Source organism: Nocardia sp. NPDC059154, assembly GCF_042755705.1.
Taxonomy (GTDB): Bacteria; Actinomycetota; Actinomycetes; order Mycobacteriales; family Mycobacteriaceae; genus Nocardia.
In genome coordinates this window covers 125,464-132,002 of record NZ_JBHZCS010000015.1, presented here as the reverse complement: position 1 = coordinate 132,002, position 6,539 = coordinate 125,464, and the positions used below count along the sequence as shown (strand labels likewise).

General features: G+C 67.0%; 6 protein-coding genes. 4 read left to right on the top strand and 2 right to left on the bottom strand.

Annotation, left to right across the window (positions count from 1 at the left end):
- Positions 1-104 precede the first annotated feature (104 nt).
- Both ACFXN1_RS15945 and ACFXN1_RS15940 read right to left on the bottom strand, forming a co-directional pair.
- Entirely contained in the window at positions 105-974 is an 870-nt protein-coding gene (locus ACFXN1_RS15945; RefSeq protein ID WP_379404164.1) for an SDR family NAD(P)-dependent oxidoreductase, read from the bottom strand.
- Positions 975-1,004: 30 nt separating this feature from the next.
- A complete protein-coding gene (locus ACFXN1_RS15940) occupies positions 1,005-2,639 on the bottom strand; it encodes a GMC oxidoreductase (RefSeq protein ID WP_379440842.1) in 1,635 nt (544 codons plus the stop codon).
- A 107-nt stretch (positions 2,640-2,746) separates the two neighbouring features.
- On the opposite strand from ACFXN1_RS15940, the gene ACFXN1_RS15935 reads away from it, so the two are divergent.
- From ACFXN1_RS15935 to ACFXN1_RS15920, 4 genes are all read left to right on the top strand, one after another.
- Entirely contained in the window at positions 2,747-4,030 is a 1,284-nt protein-coding gene (locus tag ACFXN1_RS15935; protein WP_379440843.1) for a cytochrome P450, read from the top strand.
- Between the two features lie 167 nt (positions 4,031-4,197).
- Positions 4,198-5,943, top strand: coding sequence for a fatty acyl-AMP ligase (locus tag ACFXN1_RS15930; RefSeq protein ID WP_379440845.1), 1,746 nt, complete (start codon positions 4,198-4,200; stop codon positions 5,941-5,943).
- 33 nt (positions 5,944-5,976) lie between these two features.
- Positions 5,977-6,258, top strand: coding sequence for an acyl carrier protein (locus ACFXN1_RS15925; protein WP_379440846.1), 282 nt, complete (start codon positions 5,977-5,979; stop codon positions 6,256-6,258).
- 53 nt (positions 6,259-6,311) lie between these two features.
- Positions 6,312-6,539, top strand: a 228-nt coding sequence (locus ACFXN1_RS15920) for a beta-ketoacyl synthase N-terminal-like domain-containing protein (protein ID WP_379463615.1), incomplete at its 3' end; no start/stop codon positions are given.

The following is a 6,539-nucleotide window of genomic DNA, read 5'->3' as shown; positions in this document are numbered from 1 at the left end:
TTCGAAATTATTCGGCGCGATGCAATGGCTATACCTTTGCCATAAGAATGTCGCCGAAAAGTAATGGGGATGACACGCTGGCGCGGCCTGCTGCGGTCCGGTCTTCAGCGATGGAACCTGCGTTCCATCAAGCGCTGGACCTGGTCGCGGTGGACGGCGGACCAGGCTTGGACCCGGACTGCCCACCATGGGGCGACGTCGCGGGGTTTGGCGGTGACGGCGTGCGTGACGAGGTCGGAGGCTTCGTCGACGGTCAGGCCGGGCATCCGGCCGAAGTCGGTGGGGGCGCTCATTCTGGTGTGTACCAGTGGCATGTAGACCGAGGTGGTGGTGACGTCGTCACCGGCGATTTCGGCGGCGACGCTGCGCAGCCAGACGTCGAAGGCCGCCTTCGAGGCACCATAGGCCGACCAGCGCGGACTCGGCGGCATGAGCACACCCCAGGTGGAGACGTTCACGATGTGCCCCTGCCCGCGTGCGCGCATATCGGGCAGCAGAGTCAGCAGCAGCCGCACCGGGCCGAGATAGTTGATGTCGATGGTGCGGGTGAAATCGTGGAAGCGGTCGTAGGACTCGGCGATGGGACGTCGAATCGACTTGCCCGCATTGCTGATCACCACATCGATGTGCCCGTACTCGGCCAGCAGCGTCCGGCCGAGCCGGTCGACGGCATCCGGGTCGGTCAGGTCGGCCGGGTAGGCGTGGGCGACGCCGCCGGCGGCCGTAATGTCCGCGGCCAGCCGTTCCAATTCGGTCCGGGAACGCGCCACCAGCAGCACCACCGCCCCCGCCGCGGCCAGCTTCCGCGCACTGGCCTTGCCGATGCCGTGCGAGGCTCCGGTCACCAGCACCACTTTGCCGGCGACGGCCTCCCGTAAGGACTCCGCGGTGGGCCGGAATGTCGGGTACAGCAGCCGGATCGCCACTCGCTCGGCGAGCGACCGCCGACGGTGTGCGACCGGAGTCTCGTCCACAGCTCTCGACTGTATCGCTGGACTATTCCACTACCCGCCAGAACGAATGATCTGTTCGATATTGCGCTCGGCCAGCGCGCTGATCGTCAAAGCGGGGTTCACCGTTCCGGTGCTACCGGGCACCGCCGCCCCGTCCATCACATAGAGGTTCCGGTAACCACGCACCCGGCCGTACTCGTCCGTCGCGCGTCCGAGCACTGCGCCGCCCAGCGGATGGGCGGTGAACGACGCGTCCGCATCCAGGCCCGAAAGAGTAAAAGCCTGACCGTTATCGATCATGGTGTCGTTGACTTCGCGCGCTCGCGCGAGATAACCGGCGGTGCCGCCGGTCGGCCACAGCAGGTCCACGCGCCCGTCGGCCGGATCCCAGACGAACCGGCCGCGGGTGTCGTCGAGCACGATGCCCAGCGATCCGAGCAGGCCGATATCGAAGGGCGTCCCGCCGGGGATGAACCAGCTCTCCAGCGTCACGGGTGCGCCCGCCTCGTCCAGAATCCGGCTCGCTGACGGCGCACCCTGCGTGCCCACATCGAGCGAGGTGAGCGGCCGGGCAAGGGCGACGTCGCCGTTGCTGCCCCAGCCATCGCCGATGTACTCGTTCAGGTTCGGCAGCGCGCCGGTCGCCTGCGCGCGCACCAACAGCTCGGAGGTGCCGAGGGAGCCCGCGGCCAGGAACAGCATGTCGCAGGTCAGCGTCCGGGTGCGGAGCACCTCGCCGGTCGGGGCGAGTTTGGTCACGGCGACGGCATAGCGACCCGGCGCTCCCGGCTCCACGGCGATGGTGTCCACGCGATGGCCCGGGTAGATCCGGGCGCGGCCGGTGTCCTCGGCACCGAGCAGATAGTTCTGGTTCAGATCGAACTTCGCGCCGTTGGAATTGCCGAGGTCCGAACAGCCCACCGTCGCCGACGCCTTCGATCGCCCGGCCAGCTCGTCGCGGATGACGTCCCACCGCCAGATGCCGTCGATGGGCTGCGGCGTGTATCCGGCCGCGCGGACCTGTTCGTCCCAGGCGCGGGAGTGCGTGAACGCGGAGGAGTTGTAGATGTCGTCCGGTATCGGGCTGAGCCGCAACATCTTTCGGACCCTGGGGTAGTAGACGTCATGCATCTCGCGATAGTCGACCACGCCGCGGAAGACGTGATCGAAGAACCGTTGCTCCGGCTCGATCATCACCCCGGTGAACACGACCGAGCCACCGCCGACACACGCGGCGCGCCACACGTCGATGCCCGGGTAGTTGCAGACATCGAGGACCCCGCCGAACGGATCGAAAGCAAGCGGGATCCTGTTCACCCCGGTGAAGGTGGTGCGATGCCAGAAGCCGCGGCCATCCGGAACCGTGTCGACGGTGAAGATGTTGCGCCACGGATCATTCGGCCAGCGCGATCCGCGCTCGAGCACTGCGACGTCCATCCCGGACTGCGCCAGGCGCAGCGCGGTGACCGACGCCCCGAACCCTGATCCGACGACGATCGCCGGTACATGATCGGCGGGATCCGGCAGGGGTTCGAAGATCTCCGGCACCAGCGTGCGATATTCCGGCGCACTCGGGCTCTGGTCGAGATCGTCGGCCCGTGCGACAGATGTGGCCGCGCCTACGCTCGCAAAGCCCAGGGTCGCCGCAGCCGCGCCGACGCCCTTCATGAAACCGCGCCTGTCCATGGCAGGCCCCTCGCCCGATCCGAACGTCACTCCATCACCCTCGAGCAGCTGCGACAGCCCATAGCGAATCACTATCATAGGGAGCGGGTCGGGGGTGAGAGGTGACGATGTTGACTCGCACATGGACTCGGTGGCTGCTCATGCACGGCTTCCTGCGGACCTACCTCCGGTGGTCGGCGCGTCGTGGTGAGCCGCTGGGGAATCTCGCCCTCTATCCGGACAGCTTGCTCGGCTCATCGCCGTATATCGAGGACATCCGGCGGCAGGGCCGGATTCCCCAGATGTCGGGGGTACGCATCACCGCAGATTACGAAATCTGCCGACTCGTCCTCCGAGACCGGCGCTTCGGCGTGGTCTCGCCCAATCATCCAGCCCTGCCGAAGCCGATCCGCTGGATGCTGGCCAAGACGGATCCGGGACTTCCCAACCTCGGAGAACCGCCCTCGATGCTGGTGACCGATCCGCCGGATCACACCCGGTACCGGCGCATGGTCGGCCACGCATTCGGCCCGAAGGCGATCGCGACGCTGGAGGAGCGAGTTGCCGAAGTGGCCGATGACCTGGTCGATCGCCTGGATTCGAATCCTCGACCCGATCTGATCAGCGATTTTTCCGCGCAGATGCCGGTCACGATCATCGCCGAGATTCTCGGGCTGCCGGAGGACATGCATTCGACCCTGCTGAAATGGGGAGACTCGGGTGCGCCGCTGCTCGAACGAGGCCTGGCCTGGACCACCTATCGCGACGCCGTCAAAGACCTGGCCGAAATCAAACAGTACTTCGACCAGCACCTCGATCGGCTCACCGCCGAGCCGCGCGATGACGTGCTCAGCATGCTGGTGGCGAATGACGAACTCACCCGCCGCGAACAGATGGCCAATGCGGCCCTGCTCCTGGATGCCGGATTCTTGACGACGGTGAACATGCTCGGCAACGGAATCGCCTTGCTGACAAGCCATCCGGACCAGCTGGAACTGCTGGCCGCAAGGCCGGAGCTGTGGCCGAACGCGGTCGAGGAAGTCCTGCGCTACGACGGTCCCGTGCGGATGACCGGCCGGGTCGCGAACTGTGACGTCGATATCGATAATCAGCACATCAGATCGGGTTCCCTGGTCCTGCTGTCATTGGCCGGAGCCAACCACGATCCCACGGTCTTCCCCGACCCCGAGCAATTCGATGTGACCAGGGACAACGCCGCGGAGCATCTCGCGTTCAGCAGCGGGATACACGGCTGTCTGGGAGCCCGGCTCGCCCGGCTGGAAGGCGCCATCGCGCTGCGAGCCCTTTTCGAGCGGTACCCGGATCTGCGCCTGGACGGCCCGCCGATCCCGCATCCCCTGCGAAACCTGCACGCCTACCGCTCCATGCCAGCCAAGGTATCCGCCGACTAGCAGTGCCCCCTCCAGCGGGAATGTGGCCCCGGGGGGTGCAGGTGGTCTCCACCTTTGGTGGCTATTCGGCGCAACCGCCGACCCGGAAGATTCTTTCCAAGTAGTGCGACAAATGCCCAGCAAATCTGTCGCACCTGGTGCACGAGTCAAATCCCGGGAGTTCACGAATGCAGTCCACCTTCGTCGCGCACATTCGCGAGCAGGCCGCCACCTATGGCGACACTCGGCGCTACACGTATCTGCGCGAGCAGGGCCGCGAATTGATCGAGCAGCCGGCGAGCTATCGCGAACTCGACCGCGATGCCCGGGCGATGGCGGTCTGGCTGTCACAACGCCCGGAGGCCGGCCGGCCGGTGCTGCTGCTGTATCCCCCCGGACTCGAATTCCTGCGGGCCTTCCTCGGCTGCCTGTATGCGGGCGTGATCGCGGTACCTGCCCCGGTACCGCACGATGCGCGCAGCATGCAGCGGGTGGCGGGGATGTTCACGGACACCGGGACCGGTTTGGTGCTGACGACCGGTGAATACCGGGATCCGCTCGCCGCCTGGGCCCGGGAAGCGAGCGTGCAGGTGTCGGTCGCCGCGACCGATACCGCCGAGCTCGGTGATCCGGAAACCTGGGTGATGCCCGAGATCGATTCCGGCACAGTCGCATTCCTGCAATACACCTCCGGCTCCACCAGTTCGCCCAAGGGTGTGGTGGTCACCCACCGCAATCTCGTGCACAACGCGGCCGCCACCAGCACGGCCCTCGGCGCGACCGATCTCGACACCACGGTCGGATGGCTGCCGCACTTCCACGACATGGGATTGATCGGCATGCTGCTGCAGCCGATGTACCACGGCGCGAACTTGGTGTTCATGTCACCGATGACGTTCCTCAAGCGACCGGTGAGCCTGCTCGAGGCCATCCACCGCTACCGCGCCCGCGCCACTGTCGCGCCGAACTTCGCCTACGACCTGATCGCCCGGCGCGTGAGCGACGCGCAGCTGGCGGAGCTCGACCTGTCGTCGCTGCGGGGGGCGCTCGTCGGCGCCGAACCGATCCGGCCACGGACCCTCGAGGCGGTGATCGAGCGGCTGGGCCCGGCGGGATTCGCCGCCGACATCTTCGCCCCCGGCTACGGCATGGCCGAGGCGACGCTGATCGGGTCCATCAGCCCGCCCGGGCGCCCGCCCGAGTATCTGACCGTCGATCCGGCTCAGCTCGAAGCCCACCGGCTGGTGCCGGCCGAGCACGGAATCCGCCTGGTCGGTAACGGGCCGGCAGTAGCGGGAATGGCGATCCGGATCGTGGATCCGCACACGCTGCAGGCGCTGCCCGATGGTCGGGTCGGCGAGATCTGGATCGCCGGAGACAGTGTGGCACAAGGCTATTGGAACCGACCGGAAGAAACACGCGAGAAGTTCGGTGCGCGCATCGCCGGGCAGGGACCGTACCTGCGCACCGGCGACCTCGGCGCGATCCATCACGGCGAAGTCTTCGTGACCGGCCGGCTGAAGGACCTGATCATCGTCAACGGCCGCAATCTGTACCCCCACGACATCGAGGAAGCCGTCCGCGCGGAGCACCCGGCACTCACCGACTCACTGGGAGTCGCACTGGCCGTGGAAACCGGCCGGCAGGAGCGGTTGCTGGTGATCCAGGGCGTGCGGACCACCGCATTGGGCGAATCGACCCCCGCCGAACTGGCAACCCGCATCCGCGCCACCGTGGCCGCGGCGTTCGACCTGCCGGCGCCGAATGTGGTGCTGGTGGAGCACCGCAGCGTGCACCGCACGACCAGCGGCAAGGTGCAGCGCAGCTCCATGCGAGCGGCCTTCTTCGACAACACCATCGACGCGGTGCTGCACGAACAGGTCGAACCGTCCGTCCAGCAGCTGCGCGCCCGCGCCCTGGCCACCCTCGGCTGATCCGACAGCCGAAACCATAAGGGGATCACCACGATGCACACGCACACGGCTGCCGGTACGGCAGCGCCCATCATCGAGTGGCTCGTCGAGCGGGTCACCGACTATCTGGACCAACCCGCGTACAGCGTCGACACCATGCTGCCGCTGGCCGAACTCGGCCTGGACTCCGTATCCGCGGTGAGCCTGTGCGGCGAGGTCGAGGACGAGTGGGATCTCGAGCTCGACGCCACCGTCGTGTTCGACTATCCGACGATCGCCGAACTGGCCGGATTCATCGCGAACGAGGCCGGCCTGCACCGTGAGTCGGCGGCATGAGCGGTCAAGGCTCGGAGGCGGCAGCGCCGCGTAACCACGCAGAGTCGCCGCGCATGCCCGATCGACACAGCGTGACCGATATCGCGATCGTCGGCCTCGACTGCCGGTTCCCGCAGGCGCCGAATGCCGAAGCGTTGTGGGCGTTGCTGATGGCCGGCGCCGATGCCGTCACCGAGGTGCCCGAGCAGCGTTGGCGGGCAGCCGAATTCCACGATCCGGCGGGCGGACCGGGATCGGTCAACAACGTCAATGGCGGATTCCTTTGCGATGCCGACGCATTC